At 73.3% G+C, this 22163-nt stretch carries 19 protein-coding genes; 3 read left to right on the forward strand and 16 right to left on the reverse strand.

The genetic code is table 11. The annotated features are described in order from the left end of the window. Nucleotides 1-56 precede the first annotated feature (56 nt). Nucleotides 57-1583 carry an HNH endonuclease gene (locus AOM07_RS07705; RefSeq protein WP_062312461.1) on the reverse strand — a complete coding sequence of 509 codons (1527 nt, stop codon included), beginning with the start codon at nucleotides 1581-1583 and terminating at the stop codon, nucleotides 57-59. Nucleotides 1584-1811: 228 nt separating this feature from the next. On the opposite strand from AOM07_RS07705, the gene AOM07_RS07710 reads away from it, so the two are divergent. After that, entirely contained in the window at nucleotides 1812-3899 is a 2088-nt protein-coding gene (locus AOM07_RS07710) for a heavy metal translocating P-type ATPase (protein ID WP_084830177.1), read from the forward strand. Between the two features lie 11 nt (nucleotides 3900-3910). Here AOM07_RS07710 and AOM07_RS07715 read toward each other — a convergent pair whose 3' ends face one another. From AOM07_RS07715 to xylA, 4 genes are all read right to left on the reverse strand, one after another. Then, on the reverse strand, nucleotides 3911-5254 hold the full coding sequence (locus tag AOM07_RS07715; RefSeq protein ID WP_062312463.1) for a M20/M25/M40 family metallo-hydrolase: 1344 nt from the start codon (nucleotides 5252-5254) through the stop codon (nucleotides 3911-3913). Nucleotides 5255-5302: 48 nt separating this feature from the next. Then, complete coding sequence (locus AOM07_RS07720) at nucleotides 5303-6649, reverse strand: anaerobic C4-dicarboxylate transporter family protein (protein WP_062312465.1); 1347 nt, start codon at nucleotides 6647-6649, stop codon at nucleotides 5303-5305. Nucleotides 6650-6759: 110 nt separating this feature from the next. Further along, on the reverse strand, nucleotides 6760-8172 hold the full coding sequence (locus AOM07_RS07725; RefSeq protein ID WP_062312467.1) for a xylulokinase: 1413 nt from the start codon (nucleotides 8170-8172) through the stop codon (nucleotides 6760-6762). A gap of 90 nt (nucleotides 8173-8262) precedes the next feature. Next, the gene (xylA, locus tag AOM07_RS07730; protein WP_062312469.1) at nucleotides 8263-9453 is read right to left on the reverse strand and encodes a xylose isomerase; all 1191 of its coding nucleotides are present in this window, start codon (nucleotides 9451-9453) and stop codon (nucleotides 8263-8265) included. Nucleotides 9454-9726: 273 nt separating this feature from the next. Between xylA and AOM07_RS07735 the strand changes: the two genes are divergently transcribed. Then, the gene (locus tag AOM07_RS07735) at nucleotides 9727-10887 is read left to right on the forward strand and encodes an ROK family protein (RefSeq protein ID WP_062312471.1); all 1161 of its coding nucleotides are present in this window, start codon (nucleotides 9727-9729) and stop codon (nucleotides 10885-10887) included. A gap of 85 nt (nucleotides 10888-10972) precedes the next feature. After that, nucleotides 10973-11923 carry a 2-hydroxyacid dehydrogenase gene (locus AOM07_RS07740; protein WP_062312473.1) on the forward strand — a complete coding sequence of 317 codons (951 nt, stop codon included), beginning with the start codon at nucleotides 10973-10975 and terminating at the stop codon, nucleotides 11921-11923. A 151-nt stretch (nucleotides 11924-12074) separates the two neighbouring features. Here AOM07_RS07740 and AOM07_RS07745 read toward each other — a convergent pair whose 3' ends face one another. The 11 genes from AOM07_RS07745 to AOM07_RS07795 all read right to left on the reverse strand — a co-directional run bounded on the left by AOM07_RS07745 (nucleotide 12075) and on the right by AOM07_RS07795 (nucleotide 21878). Further along, nucleotides 12075-12434 (reverse strand): DUF1801 domain-containing protein, encoded by a 360-nt coding sequence (locus AOM07_RS07745; protein WP_062312475.1) that lies wholly within the window; start codon nucleotides 12432-12434, stop codon nucleotides 12075-12077. Nucleotides 12435-12443: 9 nt separating this feature from the next. Next, a complete protein-coding gene (locus AOM07_RS07750) occupies nucleotides 12444-12923 on the reverse strand; it encodes a methylated-DNA--[protein]-cysteine S-methyltransferase (RefSeq protein ID WP_062312477.1) in 480 nt (159 codons plus the stop codon). Further along, nucleotides 12920-14398, reverse strand: coding sequence for a DNA-3-methyladenine glycosylase 2 family protein (locus AOM07_RS07755; protein WP_156171860.1), 1479 nt, complete (start codon nucleotides 14396-14398; stop codon nucleotides 12920-12922). Before AOM07_RS07755 ends, AOM07_RS07750 begins: the two co-directional genes overlap by 4 nt. A gap of 108 nt (nucleotides 14399-14506) precedes the next feature. Continuing rightward, the gene (locus tag AOM07_RS07760) at nucleotides 14507-14833 is read right to left on the reverse strand and encodes a hypothetical protein (protein ID WP_062312481.1); all 327 of its coding nucleotides are present in this window, start codon (nucleotides 14831-14833) and stop codon (nucleotides 14507-14509) included. Nucleotides 14834-14966: 133 nt separating this feature from the next. Then, nucleotides 14967-16295, reverse strand: a complete 1329-nt coding sequence (locus AOM07_RS07765) for a cryptochrome/photolyase family protein (RefSeq protein WP_062312483.1) — start codon at nucleotides 16293-16295, stop codon at nucleotides 14967-14969. A 49-nt stretch (nucleotides 16296-16344) separates the two neighbouring features. Continuing rightward, nucleotides 16345-16662 carry a hypothetical protein gene (locus AOM07_RS07770; RefSeq protein ID WP_156171861.1) on the reverse strand — a complete coding sequence of 106 codons (318 nt, stop codon included), beginning with the start codon at nucleotides 16660-16662 and terminating at the stop codon, nucleotides 16345-16347. A gap of 417 nt (nucleotides 16663-17079) precedes the next feature. Next, complete coding sequence (locus AOM07_RS07775) at nucleotides 17080-17424, reverse strand: carboxymuconolactone decarboxylase family protein (RefSeq protein WP_062312486.1); 345 nt, start codon at nucleotides 17422-17424, stop codon at nucleotides 17080-17082. A gap of 214 nt (nucleotides 17425-17638) precedes the next feature. Continuing rightward, nucleotides 17639-18193 carry an NADPH-dependent FMN reductase gene (locus AOM07_RS07780; RefSeq protein ID WP_062312488.1) on the reverse strand — a complete coding sequence of 185 codons (555 nt, stop codon included), beginning with the start codon at nucleotides 18191-18193 and terminating at the stop codon, nucleotides 17639-17641. Between the two features lie 165 nt (nucleotides 18194-18358). Further along, nucleotides 18359-19105, reverse strand: a complete 747-nt coding sequence (locus tag AOM07_RS07785) for an NADPH-dependent FMN reductase (protein ID WP_062312490.1) — start codon at nucleotides 19103-19105, stop codon at nucleotides 18359-18361. 102 nt (nucleotides 19106-19207) lie between these two features. After that, entirely contained in the window at nucleotides 19208-19957 is a 750-nt protein-coding gene (locus AOM07_RS07790) for a MerR family transcriptional regulator (protein WP_169748141.1), read from the reverse strand. Between the two features lie 229 nt (nucleotides 19958-20186). Further along, entirely contained in the window at nucleotides 20187-21878 is a 1692-nt protein-coding gene (locus AOM07_RS07795) for a choice-of-anchor I family protein (RefSeq protein WP_084830195.1), read from the reverse strand. Between the last annotated feature and the right edge of the window lie 285 nt (nucleotides 21879-22163).

Here is a 22163-nt window from a genome sequence, read left to right on the forward strand (position 1 = left end):
CTGGGACGTGCGTGTGCGGCACCGCCCCGAAGGGGTGGCGCCGCGGGGCGGGCCAGCTACGAGGGTTCAGGCGGAGCGCCGGGTTCGTCCTCGCCGTTGTTGTCGCCGGTGCGGGTGGTGTTCCAGGGTCGGGGTGTGCCGAATCTGGCGCGTCCGCCTTGGCGGGGTGTTCTCGAGGTGTCGACGGATGCGGGTGGGATGAACCAGATTTCGGTGTCGGTAGCCCGGATCTGCCAGCCTTGGTCGTGGATGACGTGGTGGCAGTGGGAGCACAAGAGGACGCCGTTGGCGAGGTCGGTGCGGCCGCCTCGGGACCAGTAGACGATGTGGTGGGCCTCGCACCAGGCGGGAGGGGCTCCGCAGAATGCGCAGCCGCCGTCGCGTTCGCCGAGGGCGACGCGTTGCGCGCGTGAGAAGGGGTATTGGCGTCGTCCGAGGTTGAGGACCTCGCCGTTGTCGCCCACCAGCGCGGGGACGAGGATGCCGGCGGTGAACATGCGGTGCACGGTGGTCATGCCGATGGGCTGCGTGCAGCCGTCGACCTCACCCAATCCGGTGCCGTGCTGCAGGTCGGTGGCGGTGGCGCGCACGACGACGGTGGTGGTGCCGAACAGCGCGGTCGTGGTCTCGCAGCCCAGGGCGTGGCGGGCGAGGTCGGCCAGGGAGTCGGCGCGCATCTGGTCGGTGGTGCGCCCGTCCAGTCCGGGGATGTCGCGGCTGGCGCGCATCGCATCGCCGACGAGCTTGTCCAATGCGGCGCGCACGGGGGCGGCGGTTTCGGGGTCGAGCTCTGCGTTGAGCACCAGCATCCCGGCACGGTTCTCGTAGATCCGTAGGTGGCGTCGCGAGCGCATGCGCGTGAGGTTGCGTTCGTGCTGCTCGACGTCGAGGGCCGCCTTGAACCGCCCCACGACACGGGCGAACCGGGTCGCGTCCAACCCCTTGGCGCGCTCGACGAGCTGGGCGGCGGCGTCCTGCTTGAACTCAGCAGGCACGTCGGGGGAGAGCGAGTCGAGCATGGTGATGATCTGGGCGCCGCAGTCGGCGGAGATCTCACCGGCGTCCAGGGCCGCGGCGACCGCGGGGTAGCGCGGCTGAGGCTTGGGCTTCGGCTTGGGAGCCGGCGGCGGGTCGTCGTCCGGATCGTCGTCCGGGTTGTTGTCCGGGTCGCCTGCGTCATCCGGATCGTCCTCGGGGTCGTCGGGCCCGGGCCTGCCGCTCTCCATCTCCTCGAGCGCCCGCCCGACCTCGATCAGCCGGAACGCCTCGGCGCGGGTGGTGCCCATCGTCGCGGCAACGAGATCCGCCGCGGATCGATGACCGTGCTGCTTCGCGACCCCACCTCCGGGCACATCCGATCCGGTCTCGATATCCCGCGCCGTCCGTGCCAGCACCATGTCGACCTCGCGGGCCAGCTGCGCCGCATCCCCCAGCCTCGCGACCGCAGCCCCGGCGTCACCCAACGCGGCCAGCCCACGCATCGTCCCCACCGCCGCACGCGCGTCTCGGCACGCGTGCCCGAACGCATCGACCCCGGCGGCGGCACCACCGGGATCGGCATCGAACAGGTACGAGGCGTCCATGGATCCATCACATCACCAGGGTCTGACAACGCGCTCCGACTATCATCCCAGGTAGATGTGGAAAAACACGTTGAGCCGGGGCCTGTGGGCATCAGCTCCCTGGCGAGCCGGCGCGACGCCGCGCCGGGGCGTCCGGCGACGCGGGGCGCCCGGCCGCGCAGCCTCTTGACCTTCCAGCGGGATGGAAGGAATAGCGTGCGGAATTGTTGCCACTCCAAGGAGGTCCCCATGGCACACGACCACGCCACGATGCAGCACGACGCTTCCACGCGCGATCAGCACGAAGCCCACAGCAACCACGAGACCCACGAGAACCACGACGCCCACGCCCACCACGGCACGGACCACAGCGGCCACGCCGCCCTCTTCAGAAGGCTGTTCTGGTGGAACCTCCTCCTCGCGGTACCCGTGATCGCGACGAGCGAGATGGTCGAGGGCTGGCTCGGCTACGACCTCCCCGGCTCCGCGTGGATCCCGCCGGTGCTCGGCACCGTGATCTTCCTCTGGGGCGGCTGGCCGTTCCTCAGCATGGCCTGGCGCGACGAGATCACCGTCCGCAAGCCCGGCATGATGACCCTGATCTCGCTGGCGATCACCGTCGCCTTCGGAGCGTCCGCCGCCGCCACGCTCGGCATCGGCGACCTGAGCTTCTGGAGGGAGCTGGCCGCCCTGATCGTCGTCATGCTCCTCGGCCACTGGCAGGAGATGAAGGCCGTCGGGCAGGCGCAGGGCGCCCTGCAGGCGCTCGCCGAGCTGCTGCCGGACGATGCGGAGCGCACTACCGCGGACGGCGGCACCGAGCACGTGAGCATCGCCGACCTCGAGGAGGGCGACACTGTCGTGGTCCGCCCCGGCGGACGCATCCCCGCGGACGGCACCATCGCCAAGGGCGAGGCGAGCCTCGACGAGTCCATGGTCACCGGCGAGTCCGCCCCCGTCGCCAAGAAGGAGGGCGACCACGTCGTCGCCGGCACCGTCGCGACCGACGGCTCGCTGCGCGTCGAGGTCACCGCGACCGGCGACGACACCGCCCTCGCCGGAATCCAGCGCATGGTCCAGGACGCCCAGGACAGCCGCTCCGGCACCCGCAAGCTCGCGGACCGCGCCGCCGCGTGGCTCTTCTGGATCGCGCTCGGCTCCGCCGCGATCACCTTCGCGGTCCACGCCGCGCTCGGCGACCCCGCGCAAGGGCTCACCGCGGCCGTCTCCGTCCTCGTGATCGCGTGCCCGCACGCGCTGGGCCTCGCGATCCCGCTGGTCATCGCGATCGCGACCTCGACCTCCGCCAAGCAGGGCATCCTCGTCAAGGACACCGCCGCGCTCGAGGCGATGCGCACCGTCGACGCGGTCCTCTTCGACAAGACCGGCACCCTCACGCGCGGCGAGCACGCGCTCACCGACACGGCCACCACGGGCGCCATCGACGACGACACGATGCTCGCCCTCGCGGCCGCCGTCGAGCGCGACTCGGAGCACCCCATCGGCCGTGCCGTTGTCGCCGCCGCGCAGGACCGCGGCCTCGACATCCCGACCGCCGAGGACGCCGACACCCTCCCCGGACGCGGCGTCCGCGCACGCGTCGACGGCAAGGACGTCGCCGTCGGCGGTCCCGCGCTGCTCGACGACCTCGGCATCGAGGCGCCCGACAGCCTGGACGATGCGGCGGCCGGGTGGCGCGACAAGGGCGGCGCCGTCCTGCACGTGGTGGCCGACGGCGAGGTCGTGGGCGCCTTCACCACCGCCGACCCGATCCGCGACGAGTCCCGCCAGGCCGTCGACGCGCTCCATGCCCGCGGCATCGACGTCGCCCTCATCACCGGCGACTCGCAGGCCGTCGCCGACGCGGTCGCAGGCGAGCTCGGCATCGACGACGTCTTCGCCGAGGTCCTCCCCGACGACAAGGACAAGGCCGTCGGCGACCTCCAGGACAAGGGCAAGAGGGTCGCGATGGTGGGCGACGGCGTGAACGATGCGCCGGCCCTGGCGCGCGCGGACGTCGGCCTGGCCATCGGCGCCGGCACCGACGTCGCGATGGAGGCCGCGGGCGTGGTGCTCGCGGGCTCGGATCCGCGCGGGGTCGTCGGCGTGATCGAGCTCTCGCACGCGACCTACCGCAAGATGCGCCAGAACCTCGTGTGGGCCACCGGCTACAACGCCGTCGCGATCCCCGTCGCGGCGGGCGCGCTCCAGTGGGCGGGCATCACGATGCCGCCCGCGGTCGCGGCGATCGCGATGAGCCTGTCGACCATCGTGGTCGCCGCGAACGCGCAGCTGCTCCGGCGCGTGAGCCTCAAGCCCGAGGACGTCGCCGGCTGACGCCGCCGAGGTCAGCGTGAGGCGAGCTTCTCCAGCAGCAGCGCCTGCGCGACGATGATGCGCTCGATCTCGGCCGGGTCCACGCTCTCGTCCGACGCGTGGATGCGCGCCTTGTCCATGTCCTCGGGGCCCCACAGCACGAACTCCGCGGCCGGACACGCCTCGTGGAGCGTCTGGAGCAGCGGGATCGACCCGCCCGACCCGACCTCGCTCGCCTCCGACCCGAAGGCCTCGGACATCGCCTCGCGGGCGGCGGAGACGCCCGCGCCGCCGCTCGGCACCAGGAACGCGGGCGCGGCCTTGACCCGCTTCACCTCGATCTGCGCGCCCCACGGCGCGTGCGACTCGAGGTGGGCGACGAGCGCGTCGAGCTCGGCCTCCGGGTCGGTCCCGGGGACGATGCGCATCGAGATCTTCGCGCTCGCCTGCGGCAGGATGACGTTCGAGGAGCCCGCGATGGAGGTCGTGTCGATGCCGATCGCGTTGATCGACGGCTTCGCCCACAGGCGGTCGGAGACGGTCCCGGTCCCGATCAGCGAGACCCCGTCGAGCAGCGGCACGCCCTCGAGGAAGCTCTCCTCGCTCTGCTGGGCGCCCTCCCACGTGCCGGTGGTGACGCCCGCGACGGCCACGTCGCCCGCATCGTCCACCAGCGTGGACAGGAGGCGGGCGAGCGCCATCATCGCGTCCGGCGCGGCGCCGCCGAAGACGCCCGAGTGCAGCGGGTGGTCGAGCGTGCGCACGGTCACGGTGCAGGACACGTCGCCGCGCAGCGCCGTGGTGAGCACCGGCTCGCCCGCGACGAGGTTGCCCATGTCGCACACGACGAAAAGGTCGCATTGGAACAGGTCGGGGTGCGCCTCGACGAACTCCTCGAGGTTGCTCTCGGTCTCCTCCATGCCCTCGAGGATGAGCCGGATGGTGACCGGCGGCTTGCCGTCGAAGGCGCGCATCATCCCGAGGTGCGTCGCGAGCCCCGACTTGTCGTCGGCGGCGCCGCGGCCGTAGACGCGGCCGTCGTCCTTGCGCGTCGGCGTCCACGGGTCCGTGGTCCAGCCCTGCGACTCGGGTGCCGGCTGCACGTCGTAGTGCGCGTACAGCACGACCACCGGCGACCCGGGAGGCCCGGGCAGCTCGGCGTAGATCGGCGGGTAGCCGTGCGGCACCTCCGCGAGGTGCGCGTCCGTGAACCCGGCCTCGCGGAACAGCTCGAGGGTGCGCTTGGCCATCCGGTGCATCGGCTCCTCGGGGTAGCCGGGGAACGCGACGGACGGGATGGAGATGAGCTCCTCGAGGTCCGCGATGACGCCGGGCATGAGCGCCCGGACCTTCTCCTGGATCTCCGCTGCGGGCATGAGGGGTCGCCTTCCGTTCGAGATGTCGAGGTGTCGTGGGGTGCCGGGTCAGAAGAACGCGCCGATCACCGCTCCGACCACGACTGTAGTGACCGAGAGGATGAGCATCGGCACGAAGAAGCTGTGGTCGAGAAGCTTGGTGCCCAGCTTGGTGGACCCGGTCTCGTCGAAGTTCGCCGCCGCGATCTGCGGGCCGTTGGCCGGCAGCGTGTAGACGCCGCCGAGCCCGCCGGCCCACATGCCCGCGACCGCGCCCACGGGCAGGCCCGCTGCGAGGCCGATGGGCACGATGGTGTTCGTCGCGGTCGACTGGCTCGTGGTCATCGCCGCCACGAGGAACACCGCGAGCGCGAAGAGGAGCGGCACGCTGGTGACCCACGAGCCGACGGACTCGACGATGAACTCCTCGTGCGCCGCGATGAAGGTCGCGGTGAGCCACGCGATCCCGAACAGGGCGATCGCGGCGACCATGCCCGCCTTGAACACCGACTGGTCGGGCACGGAGCCGACCTTGGGGCGGCCCACGAAGACGATGAGCGCGCTCACCACGAGCATCACCAGGATGATCGTGACCCCCATGTCGACGCGGACGCTCTCGCCGTCGACCGTGTACGTCGGACGCAGGCCCTCGAAGATCCCGAACGCGACGATCGCGAACACGCCGATGAGGAACGTGACCGCCGCATTCCGTCCGCGGGCGGTGTAGGTGAGGGCGGACGATGCGCGCGTGCCCGCATCGTCCCTCAGCGCCGCGACCGCGCCGGCCGCGATGCGCTCCTGGATCTCGGGGTCGTCGTCCATGTTCTTCCACATGCGGTTCACCACGAGGGATGTCACCACGATGCCGATGACGCAGGCGGGGAAGGTGATCGCGAGGATCTGCGCGAGCCCGAGGTTGTAGGGCGCGACGTCGGTGAACGCGAGCATCGCCGCCATCGCGGCGGACACCGGCGAGGCAGCCAGCGCGATGCCGGACTGCACCACCGTCACGGTCAGCGGCCGCGCGGGACGGATCCCGTTCTTCACCGAGAGGTCGTAGACCACGGGCAGCAGCGGGAACACGATGTTGCCCGTGCCGGCGCCCGCGCAGAACAGGAACGCGGTCAGCGGCGCGATGAGCGTGATCTGCTTCGGCCGGCTCTCGATCACCCTCGCCGCCATCGCGACCATCCAGTCGATCCCGCCCGCGGCCTGCATGAGCGCCGCCGCGGTGACCACGCCGAGGATGATGCCGATGGCGGTGATGGGCGCCGCGCCCGGCGCCTCGCCGAACAGGAAGACCAGGATGAAGGTGCCGACGCCGCCCCAGATGCCGACCCCGATGCCGCCGGTCCGGGTGCCGAGCACGATCGACCCGAGCACCACGATGGCCTCGAGCACGAAGCTCACGGTCATGGCTCGGTCCCCATCGCCGTCCCCCTCGGGGCCGCCGTCGGCCCCTCAGGCTGACATTACGCGCGAGGTCCGACGGCCGCCTGGGGAGGGACGATGCGACGCCCGCGGGGTCAGGAGAGGTAGGCCCCCGCGGCGGCGGAGTACGCCTCCATGATCGCCGGCCGGGTGTCCTGGGCGGGCGCCGCGACCACGGCCAGCGGCCACTCCGGACGCGATCCGGTCAGCGCCCACGCGGCCTGCACCGCGGCGCCCGCGGCGACGTACTCGCCGGGCTCGGGCACCTCGACGGGCACGTCGAAGACCTGGGCGGCGATGGCCTGCACGGCGGCGTTCTGCGCCGAGCCGCCCACCAGCAGCGCCCGCTTCGCGACCACGCCCGCGGACAGGATCGCCTCCATGCCCACGGCCTGCGCCGCGAGCATGCCCTCGATCGCGGCCCGGGCGATGTTCTCGCGCGTGGTGTTCGACAGGGTCATCCCGGACAGCGTCGCGGTGGCGTCGGGGAGGTTGGGGGTGCGCTCGCCCTCGAAGTAGGGAACCAGGGTGAGGCCGCCGGCGCCGGGCTCGGCCGCCATCGCCAGGTCGCCCAGCTCGTCGTAGCCGACGCCGAGCACGCGCGCGAACGCGTCGAGCACGCGCGACGCGTTGAGCGTGCACACGAGCGGCAGGTGCTCGCCGGATGCGGACGCGAAGCCGGCGACGATGCCGGTCGCGTCGCGGAAGCCCTGCTCGGTCACGGCGAACACGGTGCCGGACGTGCCGAGCGACACGACCACGTCGCCCACGGTCGCGCCGAGCCCGAGGCCGGCCGCGGCGTTGTCGCCCGCACCCGGCCCGACCACGCAGCCGAGCCCGTGCACGGTGCCCGCCGACTCGCCGGGCCCGAGCACGCGCGGCACCACCGCATCGTGCCCCAGCGCGGCGACCAGCAGGTCGCGGTCGTACTCGCCGGTGGCGGGATTCCAGTACCCCGTCCCGGAGACGTCGGAGCGGTCCGTCGTGAGCTCCGTCAGCACCGGCCCCAGCGGGGACGATGCGGCGGGCCCGTAGCCCCGCAGCCGCCAGGTGAGCCAGTCGTGGGGGAGGGCGACGGCGGCCACGCGTGCCGCGTTCTCCGGCTCGGCGTCGCGCAGCCACCGCAGCTTGGTCGAGGTGAAGGACGCGACAGGCACGAGGCCGGTGCGCTCGGCGAGCGCCTCCGCCCCGAACTCCGCCACGAGGTCCGCCGCGGCACCGGCCGAGCGGGTGTCGTTCCACAGCAGCGCGTCGCGCACCACCGTGCCGTCCTCGGACAGCGCGACCATGCCGTGCTGCTGGCCGCCCACGGAGATCGCGGCGACGTCGTCGAGGCCGCCGGCCTCCTCGAGCGCGGCCTGCAGCGCGTCCCACCAGCGCTCGGGGTCGACGGACGTGCCGTCGGGGTGCGAGGCGCGGCCCTGGCGCACCACGGCGCCGGACTCGAGGTCGCGGACCACGACCTTGCAGGACTGGGTGGACGAGTCGACTCCGGCGACGAGCGTCATGCGGCGGGCCTTTCAGCGGTCAGGAAGGGGAGAGGCGCCCCGCCCGCCCCAAGGAGGAAGGACGGGCGGGACGCCGGGAGGGGGGAAGGATCAGCGGGCACCCATGAGGTGCTCGACGGCGAGCTGCTGGAGGCGGACGTAGCCGAACCCCTTGCCGTCGAAGTACGCGTCGGGGTCGAAGTCCTCGTAGGCGGAGGTGTCGGCCAGCAGGTCGGCGGTGGTCTCGCCCTCGCCGAGCGTGGTCTGCGCGAGCTCGCCCTGGCGGGTGGCCGCGATGGCCTCCTGGACCTCGGGGTCGGCGCGGAAGGCCGCGGCGCGCTCCTTGAGGATGAGGTACATCCGCATGTTCGCCTTGGCCGACTCCCACACGCCGTCGAAGTCCTCGGTGCGCGAGGGCTTGTAGTCGAAGTGGCGCGGGCCGGTGTACGCCGGCGAGCCGTTCGGGCCGCCGTTCTCCAGCAGGTCGACCAGCGAGAAGGCGTTGATGAGGTCGCCGTGGCCGAACACGAGATCCTGGTCGTACTTGATGCCGCGCTGGCCGTTGAGGTCGATGTGGAACAGCTTGCCGTGGTCGAGCGCCTGCGCGATGCCCGCGGTGAAGTTGAGGCCGGCCATCTGCTCGTGGCCCACCTCGGGGTTGAGGCCCACCAGCTCGGGGTGGTCGAGCGTGTTGATGAACGCCATCGCGTGGCCGACGGTCGGCAGCAGGATGTCGCCGCGGGGCTCGTTCGGCTTGGGCTCGATCGCGAACTTGAGGTCATAGCCCTTCTCGAGCACGTAGTCGCCGAAGATGTTGGCGGCCTCCCGGTAGCGCTCGAGCGCGACGCGGATGTCCTTGGAGAAGTCGTACTCCGCGCCCTCGCGGCCGCCCCACATGACGAAGGTCTTCGCGCCCAGCTCGGCGGCGAGGTCGATGTTGCGCAGGATCTTGCGGATGGTGAAGCGGCGCACGTCGCGCGCGTTGGAGGTGACTCCGCCGTCCTTGAAGACGGGGTGCGAGAACGTGTTCGTGGTGATCATCGGGATCTTCATCCCGGTCTCGTCGCACGCCTTCTTGAGCGCGTCGATCGCCGCGCGGCGGTCCGCGTCCGACGACCCGAACGGGAACAGGTCGTCGTCGTGGAAGGTCATGCCGTACGCGCCCAGCTCGGCCAGCTTGTGGATGGCCTCGACCGGGTCCAGGGCGCCGCGGGTGGCGGAGCCGAACGGGTCGGCGGCGGGCCAACCGATGGTCCAGAGGCCGAACGTGAAGTGGTCGGCGGGGGTGGGGGTGAAGGACATCGCTTCTCCAGTCGTCGTCGAGCGGGTTAAAATGTTCCCGCAGAAAACATATACCCGCGCCGGGGTCCCGTCAAAGCGCCACGGCACGATGCGGGCCGCGGCCGAGCGGCGGCCGTCCCGCGGGGTGCCGGGGTGCCTCGAGCCGCGTGCAGGGCGCCCCGGGCCCGGTCTCGAGGCGTCCCGGAACCGAGCGCCGGGCGCCCCGGCCGCATGCGCGGCGCGTCCCGGTCGGGGCGGCGGGACGGGCATACTTGCGGGCACGGAGGAGGAGCGATGGGCGACGATCTGGCAAGCGCGGCGGTGCCGGCGCACACGTCGGTGGCGCGCGGCAGCCGCAACGACAACACGCGACGGCACAACCTGTCGTCCCTGCTCACAGCCGTCCACTACGGCGGACCGCTCACCCGCGCGCAGCTGACGCGCGACACGGGTCTCAACCGCTCGACCATCGGCGGGCTCGTCACCGAGCTCGCGCAGCTCGGCCTCGTCGTCGAGGACGCCGCGGCGGAGACCGGCGCCGTGGGGCGTCCGAGCCTCATCGTCCGCCCCCGCCGAGACGTCGCCGCGCTCGCGCTGCACCCCGACGTCGACGCGATCGAGCTCGGCGCCGTCGCGATCGACGGCACGGTCCTCGCGCGCCGCCGCGCCTCGGTCGACGCGCCGCCCACCCCGCAGGACGCCGCGGCCTTCGCGTGGGAGGCCGCGCGGGAGATCGCCGACGAGCTCGCGGGCCTGCGGGTCGTCGGCGCCGCCGCGGCCGTCCCCGGCCTGGTCGCCGTCGACAGCGCCACGGTCGTGGACGCGCCCCACCTCGGCTGGCGCGGCGTCGACTTCCGGGAGCTGCTCGCGGAGGCGCTCACGCTGCCGGTCGTGGTCGGCAACGACGCGAACATGGGCCTGCGCGCCGAGTGGAGCTTCGGCGCGGCGCGCGGCGTCGACACCGTGGTGTACCTCAACGGCTCGGCGTCCGGCATCGGCGGCGCTGCCCTCGTGGGCGGCCGCATGCTGCGCGGCGGCCGCGGCTACGGCGGCGAGTTCGGCCACATGATGATCCGCTCCGACGGCGATCGCTGCTCGTGCGGCCGCTTCGGGTGCCTCGAGACCGAGCTCAACGCGGAGCGGCTCGACGCCGCCGCCCACGACGACGCCGCGCTCGACGTGCTCGCGGCGACCCTCGCGGCCGCGATCGCCAACCTCGAGTGCGCCTTCGACCCCGACCTCGTGCTCCTCGGCGGCTACCTCGGCGCGCTCTACGACGTCCGCCGCGGCCTCGTCGACGCCCGGGTGGCGGAGCTCGCCTTCCGTCCCGAGGCGGAGGACGTCGCGATCGCCCGCACCGCGCTCGGCGGGAACCGCCTGCTCATCGGCGCGGCCGAGCGGGCCTTCGCGGCCCTCCTCCAGGACCCGGCCGGCGTCCCGCTCGTCGCGCTCTGACCCGAGCGCGCGCCTCGCCGACGTGCGGCCGACGCGCGACCGGCGCGCGGCCCGCGCACTTCGCCGTCCCTGGCAGACTGGCGGCATGATCACCGTCTCCGTGCCCTCCCAGGCCGTCGCCGACGCGCTCGGCGACGTCGGCCCCGACGCCCGCGTCATCGTGTGGGATCCCGCCGAGTCCGACCCGCCGGAAGAGGAGCGCGAGCGCATCACCATCGCGTGCCTCGCGCACTTCACGGGCGGCCGCCGCCTCTACGGGCGCCTCGCGGACTGCCCCGATCTCAAGGTGATCCAGATCGCGTCCGCCGGGTACGAGCATGCGGTCCCGTTCGTCCCGCCGGGCGTGTCCCTCGCGAACGCCCGCGGGGTCCACGACACCCGCGTCGCGGAGATGACGCTCGCCCTCGCGCTCGCCTCGCAGCGCCGCCTCCCGCAGTTCCTCGACGCGCAGCGCCGCGGCGTGTGGGAGCAGGACTTCCAAGCACCGTCGCTCGCGGACTCCCGCGCGCTGATCGTGGGCTACGGCTCCATCGGTGCGGCGATCGCCGCCCGCCTGCGCGCGTGCGAGGTGCAGGTAGAGGGCGTCGCCCGCACTGCGCGCATCGCGCCGGACGGCACCGTCGTCCACGCCGCGGACGACCTCCTCAGCCTGCTCCCGCACCAGGACCTCGTCATCGTGGTCACCCCCCACAGCGAGGACACGGACAAGCTCGTCGACGCGGGCTTCCTCGCCGCGATGCGGGACGATGCGCTGATCGTCAACGTGGGTCGCGGCAAGGTGGTCGACACCGATGCGCTGCTCGCGGAGCTCGCGACCGGCCGCCTGCGCGCCGCGCTCGACGTCACGGACCCGGAGCCGCTGCCCGAGGGTCACGCGCTGTGGTCGGCGCCGAACTGCATCATCGTGCCGCACGTCGCCGGCGTCGAGCACCTCACCAACCGGCGCTACACGGACCTCGTGCGCGCGCAGGTGGAGGCGCGACGGCACGGCGACGACCCGGTCAACTTCGTGATGATGGGCGCCTTCCCCGCGTAAGCCCCCCTTCCGCGGGGAAGGCACCGCCCCTCAGCTGTGGCGCCCCTCGCGGGCCGTCGAACCCGCGGGCGCCTCACCCCGCCAGGCTAGGCACAGGTCGGCGCCGATGCGCGGCGGTTGTGACCATTTCGTGACCAACCGGGCGAATCCGTCAGTCGCCGTCCTTGAGCGCGATCCACGCGGCCACGATCGACGCGAGTTCCTCGCGCCGCTCCTCCGCCTCGTCGACGGACGCGAAGGTCATGGTCCGCGCCTCCTTGCCGTCGCCCGTGAGGTGCGGGTGCTCGCCGGGGATGAGCGCGCCCTTGTGGAACATCAGCGTCGCGTGCTGGCGCGAGCGCGGGAAGAAGCTCGCGAGGTTGCCGCGGTACGTGAACGTGGGCGCCTGCCATTTGATGCACTCGCCCATGCGCGGGTCCGCGTCGAGCACGATGCGGCGCACCCGCTCGACCACGTCCTTCATCGGGTTGTCGTAGGACGCCATCCAGGCGTCGACCTCGTTGTCCGCCATCCCTCGAGGCTAGCCCCGCTCGTGCGCGAGCAGCCACCGCTTGCGCTCGATGCCGCCCGCGTAGCCGGTGAGCGACCCGTCCGCGCCGACCACCCGGTGGCACGGCACGGCGACCGTGAGCGGGTTGCGCCCGATGGCCGCGGCGACGGCGCGCGTCGCGGTCGGCCGCCCGATGCGGGCCGCGACCTGCGCGTACGTGCGGGTCTCGCCCGCGGGGATCTCGCGCAGCGCCTCCCACACCTCGCGCTGGAAGTCCGTGCCCGGGGCGACCGCGTCGACCGGCACGTCGGCGGCCTCGCCCGAGAAGTAGGCCGCGAAGGCGGCCTCCGCGCGGTCGAGCGCGTCGTCCGCCGCGGGCGCCTCGAGCGCGTCGAGCTCGGGCCGGCGCCGGTGGTCGGCGAAGTAGGCCCCGCGCAGGGCGCCGTCGGCGGCGACCAGCGTGAGCGGGCCCAGCGGGGTGGCGACGTCGCGTCGCGTGAGCGTGGTCATGGGATCCGTCCTTCCGTCACCGCGGTCCACAGGTGCATGGCCGCGTAGGCCCGCCAGGGCCGCCAGGCCTCGGCGGAGGCCGCGAGGGCGCGGGCGTCGAGCCCGGCCGCCTTCTGCAGCACGAGGTCGCCCGCCGGGAACGCGTCCGGGTCGCCGAGCGCCCGCAACGCCACGTACTCCGCGGTCCACGGGCCGATGCCGGGGATCGCGAGCAGCGCCGCACGTGCCTGGGCGCGATCCGCGCCGGGCCCGAGGTCCAGCGACCCGTCGAGGATCGCGCGCGCCGCCGCGGAGATCGCCCGCCAGCGCGCCTGCGGCACGAGGCCGATCGCCGGGTCGACGTCCGCGAGCGCCTCGGGGGAGGGGAACACGCGCCCCACCCCGGCCGGGACGCTTGGTACTCCGGGATCGGCGCCCGACGCCTCTCCCGGGACGCTCAGCACTCCTCCGAAGCGCTCGACCATGGTGCCGAGCGTCCGCCGCGCCCCGGCGACGCTCACCTGCTGGCCGACGATCGCCCGCACCACCATCTCGAACGGGTCCACCGCGCCCGGCACGCGCAGTCCTGGCACGGCCGCGACGAGCGGCGCGAGGAGGGAGGATGCGGCGAGCGCCTCGTCCACCGCCGCCGGGTCCGCGTCGAGGTCGAGCAGGCGCCGGCACCGCGCGACCGCGGCGCCCAGGTCGCGCACGTCCGCCAGGGCGAGCCGCGCCCGCACGTGTCCCTCGGCTGCCTCGAGCGCGACCGTGCCACCGCCGTGCGGCAGGCGCATCGTCCGCGCGTACGTGCGGCCGTCCCAGGTCTCGGCGCCCTCGACGGCCCGCGCGCCGACGAACGCGAGGGTGCGACCCGCGGCGGCGGGCGCCCGGTGGCGCAGCCGCAGCTCGAGGGTCGTCGGGCCCGCGGAGGCCGTCCCGCCCGCGCGGCGCCGCACCTCGCTCGGCGTGAGCGCCCACGCGGTCCGCGCGGCGTCGTTGAACTGCCGCACCGAGCCGAATCCTGCGGCGTATGCGACGTCGGCGACCGGCAGCGCGGTCGTCTCGAGCAGCGTGCGCGCGTGGTGGAGCCGGTGCGCGATGGCGAGCGCCTGCGGGCTCGCGCCCAGCTCGTCGACGAGCACCCGGGAGACGTGCCGCTCGGTGTAGCCCAGCCGGCGGGCGAGGCCCGCGACGCCCTCGCGCTCGACCACGCCGTCGTCGATGAGCCGCACCGCGCGGCTCGCGACGTCCTCGCCCACCTTCCAGCGGGGCGAGCCCGGCGCATCGTCCGGGAAGCAGCGCCGGCACGAGCGGAAGCCCGCCCGCTGCGCCGCCGCGGCACTCGGGTAGAACGTGACGTTCGCCCGCGCGGGGGTGCGCGCGGGGCACGACGGCCGGCAGTAGATGCCCGTGGTGCGGACGGCCGTGACGAACTGCCCGTCGTAGCGCGCGTCCTTGCCGCGGATCACCGCGTAGCGCGTCTCGTCGTCCCACATGCCCACGAGTGTGACGCATGCGGGCGTGCTCGCGCTCGCGGTGATCGGACATGGCGGCGGGGTGGGATCGCCCCTCGGCGGCGATCCCGGCCCGGCGCCGTCGGTCGGTCAGGTGGAGGGTGCTGAAGGCGTCATCGCATGCCTCGCGGCGAGCACGAGGTAGACGACGTTGGCGGCCGCGGCGACGCCGTAGCCGAGCGTGAGTCCCAGCCGCGCGCGGCTCTCGGCCCGCGCGTCGCCCGCGCGGACGGCGCGCAGGGCGAGGTGGCCGAGCACGATCGCGGCGGGGAAGAGCAGGGCGGCCCCGGCGGCCACCGAGGCGTCCGCGAGCCAGTCCCTGCGCTCGCCGGGGCGGCGGCCGAGATACGGGTAGTAGCCGTGCGGCAGCTCGGGGTGTCCCACGTAGCCGAGGTACTCGGGGGGTGCGGGTGTCATGGCAGCTCCTTCCCGGCGCCGCTAGGGAGGGCGGCGGCCGGGGCCGTGCGCCCGGGGGCGCCCTCGCTGGCGGGCTCCACGCTACGGCCGGCGTGTGTCGGGCACGTGACGGCCGGGAAATAACTCTGTTACGTCAGGACGATGCGCGGGCCGCCTTGCCGCGCTTGAGGTCGGCGAGTGCTACGGCCCGCTCGGCGGCATGGTCGACCATCGGCGCGGGGTAGGCGGGGGTGTCGACCTCGGCGACCCAGCGCTGGACGTAGCGGCGGTCCGGGTCGTAGCGGTCGGCCTGCGACGCGGGGTTGAAGATCCGGAAGAACGGCGCCGCGTCCCGGCCGGTGCCTGCCACCCACTGCCAGTTGAGCTGGTTCTGCGCGTGGTCGTAGTCGAGCAGCGCGCGCCGGAAGTAGGAGGCGCCGCGCTGCCACGGCAGGTGCAGGTCCTTGACGAGGAAGCTGGCGACGACCATGCGGACGCGGTTGTGCATCGTGCCCGTGGCGGCGAGCTGGCGCATGCCCGCGTCGACGAGCGGGAAGCCCGTGCGGCCGTCCCGCCACGCCATGTACGCCTCGTCCGCCTCGGCGCCCGCGGCCCACGCGTCCTCGGGCAGGGCCGGTGTGAGGGACTCGTGCTGCGCGCGCGGATGCCGGAAGAGCACGTCCGCGTGGAACTCGCGCCACGCGAGCTCCGACTCGAGCTTCCGGGCCGCCTCGCCGCGCACTGCCACCGTCGCCGCCAAGACGGTGCGCGGGTGGATCTGGCCGTACGCGAGCGGCACCGACAGGTGCGAGGTCGAGTCGAGGTCCGGGCGGTCGCGCTCCGTGGCGTAGCGGGCGAGGTCGCCGTCGACGTAGTCGGCCCAGGTCTCGAGCACGCGCTCCTCGCGGAACTCGTGCTGCTCGGCGAGGAGGTCGTCGGCGTCGCCGTGGGCCGCCTCCTGGTCGAGGTCGACGTCGGAGCCGACGCGCGCGAAGCCTCCCGGGTCCGCATGGTCGGCGGGTCCCCGCCAGCCGTGCCCGCGCCACGCGTGCGAGAAGGGGGTGAAGACCTTGTACTCCGTGCCGTCGGACTTCACCACGCGTCCCGGTGCCACGGCGTACGGGGTGCCGACCAGCCGCAGCTCGCGGCCGTCCGCCTCGAGCGCCGCCGCGACGGCGTCTTGCGCCCGGATCCCCGCGGGCGAGGCCTCGCGCGCCGCGAGCACCACCCGCGCATCGTGCTCCCGCGCGACGGCGAGGATCACGTCGGCGGCATCGCCGCGCCGCACCCCGACGGCGCCGCCGGTGTCCGCGCGCAGGCTCCACAGCACCCGCGCGAGGTGGGCGCGCCGGCGTCCCGACCACAGGTGGACGCCGCGGCTCCACGCGAAGACCGCCGCCGCCGGCCCCTCCTCTTGCGCCGCGAGCAGCGCCGGGTTGTCCGCGAGGCGCGCGTCGCGCCGGATCCACCACACCGCAGTCATGCCACCTCCAACGCGGCGAGCCCGCCGCGGGATTCCGGCGGGCGGCGGCTCACGTCTCCGGTTCGGGAGTGACGAGCTCGGCTCCGCCCTTGCGCACCACGATGCGGTCGGGCGGGCAGACGGGGCCCCCGACGGTGAGGACCGTGCCGTCCTCCAGCGTGACGACCACGTCGCCGTCGGTGCAGCCGAGGTCGAGGTAGATGATCCCGCCGTTGGCCTCGACGTAGGTGACGTCGTCGTCGACGTTCACCTCGATCCGCGCATCGGTCTCGTTGGTGATCTCGAGGCCGCCGGCGTCGGTGCAGCCGGCGAGCGCGACGACCGCGAGCACCGTGGCCACGATGCTCGCCCTGCGACGACCGGGCATCCCCACCCCTTCCGCGCCGGCGAGGATCGCGCGCCGCTGCGAGCATCGTGCCTCGAAAGATGGGTGGAGGAGCGGTGCGACTCGCCCGGGCAGGGGGCGCGGCGGCCGTCCCGGACGTAGCGAAGCCCCGCCCGGCGTGACGTCGGACGGGGCCCTCGGGGTTGAGCGAGCGGCTACGCGACGGCGACCGGCGCGTGCTTCTCGACGTGCGCGATCGCGGCCGCGAGGAAGCCCTCGAGCACGGGGCGCGCGGAGTCGATCAGCTCGCCGTCGGCGGAGAACACCGCGGTGTGCTGGAGGAAGACCTCGGGCTGACCGAGCGTCGGCGCGTGCGCAGATGAAGTCCTCGTCGGAGAATCTGCGCAGGCGCGACGAAGGCGGGGACCGGAGGGATCCCCGCCTTCGTGAAGGTGGTGCTTAGGCCGGAACGCCGGCGAAGGCCTCGACGGCCTTGCGGGCCTCGTTGCCGTAGACGGCCGAGGGGCCGCCGCCCATGAGGATCGCGACGCCGATGGTCTCGTAGATCTGCTCGGGGGTCGCGCCGGACGCGAGAGCATCCTTGACGTGGCAGGTGATGCAGCCGCCGCAGCGCACCGAGATCGCGATCGCGAGCGCCAGGAGCTCCTTGGTCGACTTCGGCAGCGCACCGTCCGCGAGGGCCGCGTGGTGGAGCGAGAAGAAGCTCTTGATGGTGCCGGGGATGTGCTCGCCGAGTGCGCCGATGCCGCACATCACGTCGTCGTAGTGCTCCTGGTGGTTCATGGTGGACCCGTCCTTTCGGGGTATGGGATCCGGCTCCGTCGCCGGTGCTTGGGTACCTGTCCACGGTAAGGAACAGATGTCAAGCAGTCTCGGGACCATCGTCCCCGCGGCAAGCGCGCTGCGGCGCGAGGCGAAGCGATGCGATCGTCGGCGCGAGCAGTGCAAGGCCCCGTCCGGCGATAGCCGGACGGGGCCCACGGCCTGAATGCAGGAACTACGCGACGGCGACCGGCGCGTGCTTCTCGACGTGCGCGATCGCGGCCGCGAGGAAGCCCTCGAGGACCGGCTTCGCGGTCTCGAGCAGTGTGCCGTCTGCGGCGAACACGTTTGAGTGTGTCAAGAAGACCTCGGGCTGGCCGAGTGTCGGGGCGTTGAAGTGGCCGAGGATCGCGCGCAGGTGCTGCTGCGCGACGGCGGTGCCGATGGCGCCCACGGACGAGCCGGCGATCGCGACCGGCTTGCCGTTGAACGAGTTGGTGCCCCACGGGCGGGCGGCCCAGTCGAGCGCGTTCTTGAGGACGCCCGGCAGCGAGCGGCTGTACTCGGGCGTGAGGATGATGACGCCGTCGACGCCCTCGATCGCCGTCTTCCACTCGAGCGCGGCCGCCGGGTAGTTGGCGTCGTGGTCCGGCGTGTAGAGGGGGAGCGCCGAGAAGTCGAGCTCGACGAGCTCGACGCCCTCGGGAGCGAGCGCCGCGAGCGCGCGGCCGAGCTGGCGGTTGATGGACGTGCTCGAGAGCGAGCCGGCGATGTAGCCGATGCGGGTCATGACGGTCTCCTGTTCGGGGGATGGTGGGGAGCGCCGACGCCGTCGTCGGACGGCCATCGCAACGACGATGACACGTCAACTATTCCAGAAGGTGACGCATCAACCAAGTGGTGCGGGAGATGACGCAGGGGAGTCGTGGCGGACGATGCGGGCGTCGCCCCGCGCTCAGGCCGCGGGTGCCCCGGTGGTCGAGTCCGTGCGCATCGCGGCGTGCAGCGGGTCGCGCGTCTCGACGAGGGGGTCGGCGGTCGCGACCCGGTCGACGAAGGCGGGGATGCCGACGGCCGGGCTGGCGGGAGCGGTCGAGCGCGCCGCGCGGATCGCGCGGATCGGGTCCGTCGGGACGGTCGGCAGGGGGCCGGACCCGCCCGCGCGCGCGACGTGCGCGACGTAGCCGGCCGCGGCGCCGAGGAGTGCGTGGGCCTGCGCGTCGAGCTCGGCGCTGTGGCAGTGGCCGTGCGCGCTGAAGTCGGTGGACTGGACGGTGAGGGTGCGCTCGGGCTGTCCCATGACGAGCGCGCCCGCATCCGCGAGCACGGTGCGGAGGTGCACGAGCGCCATGAAGCTGCCGGAGCGCGGCGCGGCGGCGCCGGCGATCACGACGGGCTTGTCCTCGAGCGAGGTCGGGGAGGCGGACGCCCAGTCGAGGGCGTGCTTGAGCGTGCCGGGGATCGAGCGCTCATGGGTCGGCGTGATGACGAGCAACCCGTCGACGGCGTCGAGCTGGCGCTTCCACGCGAGGCCCGCGCTCGGCAGCGGCGCATCGGTGTACGGCGCGTGGAGCGGCAGGTCCGCGGGGCTGAGCTCGACGAGCCTCGTGCCCGACGGCGCGGCGGCGTGCAGGAGCGACGACAGGAGACGGGTGGTGCGTGCCTGGGGCAGATTGCCCATCAGGAGACCGATGACCGGCATGGGGGACCTTCCTGGACTACGGATCGGGGCGGTGGCACAGCGGCCGCCTCCCATGGCGGTTGCGCGTGCCAACGCCCCTGGTGCCCCCGGTATTCCCGGCGTTCAGTCGGGCAGGCCCTCCGCGAAGACCGCGATCGCGTCGCGCAGCAGCTCCGCCGTGCCGTCGCCGTGCTTGTCATACGTCGCGCGGAAGCGCGGGTCGTCGACGTACATGCGGCCGAGCCCCACGTAGGCCTCGCGGCCGGGTGTCCAGAACAGCGAGACCCAGGCGTGATGACGGGCGACGAGCGATTGCACCTCCTCGCCGGCAGGGTCCGCGTCAGCGGCGGCGAGGCGTGCGAGCGCCCCGGCCACCGCCTCGTGCTCGGCCAGGTGCGCGCGCTGCGCGTCGGGCGAGAGGCCCTTCCACGCGTCGTTCGACCGGGCCACCGAATCGTCCCCCCAGCGCTCGCGCGCCTCGGGCTCGTAGCGGCTCTGGTCGAAGCCGTCGAACATGTCGTCGCTGGTCATGGGGAGTCCCTTCTCGAGGCGGGTGATGGTGCGCTCGACCGTCTCGGCGAGTGCGGCGAAGCGGTCGCGCCGGGCGAGCAGCGCGACGTGGTGGTCCCGCATGAGCGCGGCGGTGAGCGCGGGGTCGTCGGTGTCGACGATGCTCGCGATGGTCTCGAGCGGCACGTCGAGCTCGCGCAGCACCAGGATGTGCTGGAGCCGCAGCAGCTCGGCCTCGCCGTAGTGGCGGCGGCCGTCGTGGCCGGTCCACGCGGGGGACAGCAGCCCGATCGCGTCGTAGTGGCGCAGCGTGCGGCTCGTCGCGCCCGTGAGGCGGGCGACGGCGGCGATGTCGAGGTCCATGTCGACCACGGTAGAAGTTGACGTCGCGTCAACGTCAAGGGGGTTCCGGTGTGTGTGGCGTGTGCTCCCGCTATTTATGCACGAAGCACCAGGACGTGACGCCTCGTGCATAAATAGCGGGAGCGTCGGTCACCTATGTGGGAGATGCTCCGCGCTGGCGCCGGGTGCGCCGGAGCCGAGCGCGCGAGAGCCCGGCGGCCGTCCGGCCGCCGGGCTCCCGTCGGCGCGCCTACTCCACCGAGGCGATGTCGAACAGCGTCGTCGTGCCCGACACCTCGTTGCCGACGATCAGCATCGGCTGCTTGGTGCGGGAGTCCTCCGCGGGGACGAACGCGAGGCCCTCGGGGCCGAGGTCGCCGGCCGCCGCGGACTCGGGGTCGGCCGCGAAGTCGCGGTTGTTGACGTAGGTCACGAACGTGGCGTCCTGCGGGTCCGTGATGTCGTAGACCATGATGCCGCCGACCCGCTCGAGGCCGATGAACGCGTAGGTGGCGCCGTCGACCTCGCCGATCGCGACGCCCTCGGGCTCGGGGCCCTTGTCGTCCGAGCGGTCGTCGAACGCGCTCTCGTCGTTGGTCGAGTTGAAGAAGGTCGGGATCGCGGCCGCGGTGATCTGCTCGAAGTCGTCGCCCGAGTCGAAAACCAGCTCGCCGGCCGTGGTCCAGATCGAGAACGAGCGGGCGCCGAACGAGTACAGCTCCTCGTAGCAGGTCCCGTCCTCGCTCAGCCCCGACGCCCGCGACACCTTGAGGCGCCCGAGCACCTCGTCCTCGAGCTGCTCGTCCGTGAGCACGCCCTCGCACAGCGGCGCGAGGGACTCGTCCTCGTCGCCGAGGTCCTTGATCCGCACGCCCTCCTCGACGTCGCCGAAGTCGTCGCGGCTGTCGCCCTCGTTGGCGGTCACCAGGAAGGTCTCGCCGCCCACGGTGTACGAGGCGATCGCGTCCGGCATGTAGAAGCCCTGGACGGGGACCTGCTGGATGGCGATCGCGTCGTCCCGGTTGGACGGATCGATGCCGCTGCCCGCGAGGGAGTGGTCCTTGGCGCCGAGGGGCAGCAGGTCCGCCACCGTCGCGGTGGCGAGATCGACCACGGCGATCGCGTTCGCCTCCTGCACGGAGACGTACGCGGTGGACGATGCGGCGTCGATGGTCACGTACTCGGGCTCGAGGTTGCGGGACACAGGGTGGTCGATGCCGTCGATGCCCATGAACACGCGCACGCCGTCCGGCAGGCTGCCGTCCTCGAAGGCGTGGAAGTCGGCGGTCGCGACCGCCGACTGTGCGGGCGCCGCGACGGTGGCGGGCAGCGTCACCACCGAGATCGATCCCTCGGGGTCGACGTCGTAGGCGTCGTTCGGCTCACCCTCGTTCGCCGTGACGGCCGTGCCGCCGTCCGGCGTGAGGGCGACCATGTCGGGCTGGGCGCCCACGCGCACCGCGCCCAGCGTCCGCCCCTTGGTGTCGAAGAACGCGAGCCAGCCGTCGTCGGTCTTGGTCGCCGACTCGACGGCCACGACCACGAGTCCGTCCTCGCGCACCGCCACCGAGTTCGCCTCGGACCCCTCGGGGATCGTGTCGCCCTGCGCGTCCACGATGCCCGCGACGGTGAGCGTGTCCTTGAGCCTCGGCGCCCGTGCGTCGGAGACCTTGAGCACGTTCACCGCGCCCGCGTTCGCGTCGACGCTGTAGAGCAGCTTGCTCTTCGGGTGGTAGGCGACGATCTCCGCCGCGGACTCGTCGAACACGCCGGTCTCGTACGAGCCGATCGGCGTGAGGGCGAGCGCCGCATCGTCCGCGGACAGGGTGATCGGGGTGTCGACGACGGCGGCGTAGGCGGGTGCGGCGACGACGGCGCCGAGCGCGACGGCGGCGCCGGCGGCGAGGCCGCGGCGGGCGAGCGGGCGGGTGACAGGTGACACGGAGACCTCCATGGCTCGGGCGCGGCCGAGCCCCGGCCGCGGGGGTCGTGCGTGGAACGGGTCGGCGAGCGCGTCGCGCGGGATCCTTCCCGTGTGCGCCCGGCCGAATTCAACGTATCGGCGGGAAGGTGACGAAACGGGCATCGGGCGGTGAATCCTCGGTGAACCTTGGCGCCCGAGCGCGCCGCGCATCGTCCCTTCTCCTGCCCCAAACGGGCGGGGTGCGCTCGCGCTCCGGCGAGGGTGTCCACGATGCGGGCATCGCGTCCCACCGCATCGTCCTAG

It is taken from the genome of Demequina rhizosphaerae, assembly GCF_000971255.1.
In the GTDB taxonomy this organism is placed as follows: Bacteria; Actinomycetota; Actinomycetes; order Actinomycetales; family Demequinaceae; genus Demequina; species Demequina rhizosphaerae.